6 protein-coding genes are annotated in these 4,701 nt (G+C 27.2%); all 6 read right to left on the bottom strand.

From position 1 onward, the window contains the following. Positions 1–222: 222 nt before the first annotated feature. The 6 genes from ACWYN7_RS17065 to ACWYN7_RS17040 all read right to left on the bottom strand — a co-directional run bounded on the left by ACWYN7_RS17065 (position 223) and on the right by ACWYN7_RS17040 (position 4,335). Positions 223–774: a tubby C-terminal domain-like protein gene (locus tag ACWYN7_RS17065; protein ID WP_462861186.1), complete on the bottom strand. Its 552-nt coding sequence runs from the start codon at positions 772–774 to the stop codon at positions 223–225. A 166-nt stretch (positions 775–940) separates the two neighbouring features. Next, on the bottom strand, positions 941–1,582 hold the full coding sequence (locus ACWYN7_RS17060) for a toxin-antitoxin system YwqK family antitoxin (RefSeq protein WP_462861185.1): 642 nt from the start codon (positions 1,580–1,582) through the stop codon (positions 941–943). A 147-nt stretch (positions 1,583–1,729) separates the two neighbouring features. Then, complete coding sequence (locus ACWYN7_RS17055) at positions 1,730–2,221, bottom strand: hypothetical protein (RefSeq protein WP_462861184.1); 492 nt, start codon at positions 2,219–2,221, stop codon at positions 1,730–1,732. Positions 2,222–2,228: 7 nt separating this feature from the next. Next, the gene (locus ACWYN7_RS17050) at positions 2,229–2,768 is read right to left on the bottom strand and encodes a DUF6896 domain-containing protein (protein WP_462861183.1); all 540 of its coding nucleotides are present in this window, start codon (positions 2,766–2,768) and stop codon (positions 2,229–2,231) included. Positions 2,769–2,865: 97 nt separating this feature from the next. After that, positions 2,866–3,435: a hypothetical protein gene (locus tag ACWYN7_RS17045; RefSeq protein WP_462861182.1), complete on the bottom strand. Its 570-nt coding sequence runs from the start codon at positions 3,433–3,435 to the stop codon at positions 2,866–2,868. Between the two features lie 147 nt (positions 3,436–3,582). Beyond that, positions 3,583–4,335: a hypothetical protein gene (locus ACWYN7_RS17040; RefSeq protein ID WP_462861181.1), complete on the bottom strand. Its 753-nt coding sequence runs from the start codon at positions 4,333–4,335 to the stop codon at positions 3,583–3,585. Positions 4,336–4,701 lie beyond the last annotated feature (366 nt).

The raw sequence follows: 4,701 nt of genomic DNA, 5'->3' as shown, positions 1-4,701 counted from the left end.
CAGTGTTGTTTTTGGTTTTTCATAAGTGACTATTATTAATTGCTTAATTTTTAGTCAACCTATTTCAGGAAAGTACATTTCGTAAATGCACTACAACGTGTTTGTGTATGCTTTGTTGCGTTGATTTAGCGTAAATTTAGTAAATAAAAACTGAATAGAAAATCCGCGAGGATTTTCGTAAGTTGGCTAAAAGAAAGCAATAAAATATACACGGTGTTGTAACTAGTACTTTATTTTTTCAGTTTTCCAATTTTCGTTTATTGGTTCCATTTTTCCAATATTTCCAAAGTCAAATGTAATTCCGCCTTCATTTTCATCTCCGATTTTTAAACAAATAATCATTAAAAAGATTTCATTCAGATTTTCTTGGTCAGTCGTGATTATTCTAATTTTGTCGTGATAAAAAACTTCTACAAGAGATTCGTCTAATTCCGCAATTTGTTGTCCGTTCTTAAATATCGATTTTTTTCGGCCTTTATGAAGTTTAATCTGAAACTCATTTTGCTCAATTTTCATTTCATAAATTGAGTGCCATTTATTTTTCGCTTTCAGTTCAATGTGTTTCCCATATTCGTTTTTAATAGTATAAGTCATATTCCATTTCCATAAACTGAATTTTCGTTTAATTGAATAAATCAGTTTTTCATTCCAATTGAAAATTTCCGCTTTATATTTTCCAAATAACATTGACCAATTTCCGTACAAAATTATTCGGCTATCTCCTTTTTTTGATAGCTCAAATCTATTGTCAAATTGTTCAATTAAATATTCCATTTTGAGTTTGCTTGGGTATTAGTTACAACGTGTTTGTACAAGGTTAGTTGCGTGGTTTAAGCACTAAATTTACTAAATAATTACTGACAAAGAAAATCCGCGAGGATTTTCGTAATTAAGCAAAAAGCAAGCAATTAATTTTGTACGGTGTTGTGCATAGTAATTTTTAATTCCAACTGTATTTTTCAACATATTTTTTGTTCATTCCTTTTTCGATTAAATTTCCTTTATTGTCATAAGTTTTAATAATAGTTTTTCTTTTTTTGTTATTATAAACTTCATATTCAATCAATTCTTCTTTCAAATCAAAATAGTTTATTCGACTAATATTTAAAGTGAAATTTTCGTAAAAAGTTTGAGTTACAAGTGTCCCATTTTCTCTATATTCTTTTATTTCAATTGGCTTTCCTTCTTTAAAATTTCCAACTATTCTTTTTTTTCCATTTTCATAAAAATCAGTTTCTAAACCTTCGCAAGTTATTTCACAGTTTAGATATTTCCAACGTTTTGAATGTAGTTCGTTTCCAAAAGAAAAGAGAATTTTCGGTATTATAATTGTGTCTATTGAATTTTCCTTAATTCTATTTGAGTAAAAACCTTGAGAAATTAAATTCCCTCGTTTGATAAAATAGGTAAGAGAAATACTATTTTCTAATCCTGGAATGGTGTCAATTTCAAATTCAGCTTCTACAAATTTATTCGTGCATTTATCTAAAAACTTAAAGTCAAACATTCCTTTTTCGTTTTTCTGACTGAAACACGAAAAGCTAATTAAAAGCAAAAATATTATGTTTTGTAAGACTTTCATTTTATTATGCACAACGTTTTTGTGTATGATTAGTGGCGTGTTTAAGCACCTAATTTAGCAAATAAAAACCGAATAGAAAATCCGCGAGGATTTTCGTAAGTAGGCGAGAACTAGCCATTAATTATACACGGTGTTGTGCGTTCGTTTTTATTCTTCACGTTCATATTTCTCAGAAACTTCATCTGTAAATATTTCAGGTGCAAACCCTCTCAATTTCATTAAAGTTTGAATATATGGGTCAAGAAAAAAAATGCATTGATATAATATTTCTCTTTTCTCTTTTACTAATTCCAATGCTTCTTTTCTTCCTTTTAAAGTCAATAAATTCTCTCCTTGATGATTGAAAAATCTATGTGTTAGATAATTTCGAGCTTCCAAAGCCTCCTTAAGTCTTTCAGAAAATTCATCACTCACATTAATAAGTTTCTCTAATTGCCTAATTAAAGTTCCAAGAGTTTTTTTCGAAAGATTAAGCATATAATTATCAATCTTTTCATCATGTTCTCTATTCGTGAAATTAAGTTCATTATTCACGAGTAACATCATAAACGCAATATTGTATTCCATTCTTTGAGAATCTAAAATAGCAAGTCCTAAAACATTTGTTATTGGTCTAATTTCTTTTTTATCAATCTCCATTTCGTGTTTATTCTTTCACAGGTTTGATTTCACCCATTTTATATAATTTTTCAATTACTGATTTCAATTCTTGCCATTTAACTCCTTGTATTCCGTTTTTATATTTTTCAGTTGATTCCATATAAGACAATAAAAACCAAGAATCAATATGTCCAAATTCAGGCGCATTACTCAAGACAACTTCGACTTGTTGTTGGTGTTTTTTATTGTAAAAACCACATTCGCAACCGTGAAAACAATAATTCCAGCGTTTTGAAAGTTCTCCTTTTCTTGGTATTTCCTTATTACTTCTCGAGATTAACTTTTCATAATCATCCTCATTTTCAATATCAAGACTGTATTTTTCCGCAAGTTTGCGCATCAATTCTTTTCCATCGTTTCGATAGTCAATAACAGCTTCTTTAACTAAATCAAGTTCTATATTTGTTTTAGCTTGTTTAAAAAGATTTTGAAACCACTTTTTAATCATTAATGACTGTTTAATTTCGGTTGTTCTTAAATGACGCACAACGTTGTTGTGTAAGGTTTGTTGCGTAAATTTAGCCAAAAACAACTAATATAAACAGACTTTTACGCTTGCGAGGTTTTTCGCTAGAAAAACCTTAAAAAGCAATAAATTTTACACGGTGTTGGGTTTAGTTTTTTTATTCAGTTAGTTCTTTTTCAAAATCTAATTCCTTATTCGTACTTGAAATATAAGCACCAAAATTACTCGAAAAATAAACTGTAGAATAAGTCGTTTTTTTATTTTCAAATTTGTTTTCCCCTTTTATTTTAATAAGCCAATCGTTTATAAGTTTATTTTCCATAGGTTTATATTCATAATCTTGAGCAATTCCTTTTTCCTTAAAGTTGGAATGTATTTCGTTAGCAATTTCATTTTTCAGAATCTTATTTGGAATTTCATTAAGCATAAAATATATTATGAAAATATTTTCAATATTTGCTGTGTCACTAAAAAAAGCATAAGGCTCGTTAGAACTTTCAAAGTTTTCAATTTGCTTAATTTTATTTGAAATATAAATTGAGTCTGAATAGTTCTCCAAAATTTTCTTTTTATAGTCTTCAAATGTTATTCTAACATAACTTTCAGGAATGTTTATATTCCAATTTAAAAATTCTAAATTATGTTTCTTATAGCTAATTTTATTGTTGTTTTTATTCGAACAACTTATTAATAAAATTCCGATAATTAATATTAAATATTTCTTCATTTTAATTAAACCCAACGTTTTAGGCTATGTTTTAGTTGCGATTTTATTTAGCTAAAAATAAGCAAAAAAATAAAACAACTTCGTGCCTGCGTATTTTTCCAACGGAAAAATACACTAGCAATTAAATATAGCCATTGTTGGCAACAGTTATTTATTTCTTACCAATTTCAGTTTATTTTTTTTAATTTCTAAATATTGACTTCTTTCAGTTTTCCTCCCTAAATAAAGAATAGTGTGATTTATATTAATCCTTTTTTCAATATGATGACTCCAAATTCTTTTTTCAGAAACTTTTTCAATAATTACGATTTGTCCTTTTTCAATTGTTGTAAGGTATGTGGCATTATCAAATGTCATTATATGATAAAGCAAATTTTTATATTGAAAACTTACTAAAGTCAAAATTTCGTATTTTCTCCAAAGAACATTTATTCCTATTCTTGATTTAGATTCAAAATCCACTCCATAATTAAATGAATTTCCATTTTTATCTTTTCTAGGCTTTGGTTTTTCAAATATTTCTAACTTTTCTGGATTATCTACTGTTATAATTTCAGAAAATCCAATTCCGTGTGCTAAAGAATTTGTAATAAAGTATTTATTCTCAATTTTATTTACTGATTTAGGGCAAGTTGATTGACAAGAATATATTTTTCCTGTTTTTTTGTTTTTAAACCAAATAGATCCACCCCATTCCCCTAAACAAGTACCTGTTATAAGGTATTCCTTATCTTCAAATAAGAATTTCTCATTTTCGGAATTATCTTTTACTCTTTCAAATTTTCTGTCAATTAAAACTTCTTCTATCTCAAAAATGTTATTTACTTGACAAAAAGAATTAGTCAGAGATAAGATAAAAATTAAAATTTGAATAAGTTTATTCATAGCAATTGTTGCCAACGTTTCTCGTATAAGGAAAGTTGCGTTTTTTGTCAACGAGGAATTTCCGAAGGAAATTCAGAATTTACAAAAAAAAAGCAACTGACTTTGATTAAGCACTAAAATAGCAATTTTTTTTATACAGTGTTATGTTTAGTTGCGAAACACAATGTTTTACACGTTTTAATTCCATTCTTTTTTTTTCAGCATTTTATATTTTCCTTTTTTATATTTTTTGATTTCTTTTTTTTCATGCAATTGTTATTTTTTTTCTTGGAACATTTTTAAACGAGTTTTGAAAGGAATTTCCAGCCAGAATTTTCAAACAAAAGTTTAGTGTTTTAAATGATTACTAAATTTTCAAACAGTAAAAAATTCCCAAGTATT

The organism is Polaribacter sp. M10, assembly GCF_054968445.1.
This window is presented reverse-complemented; position numbering and strand designations above follow the sequence as displayed.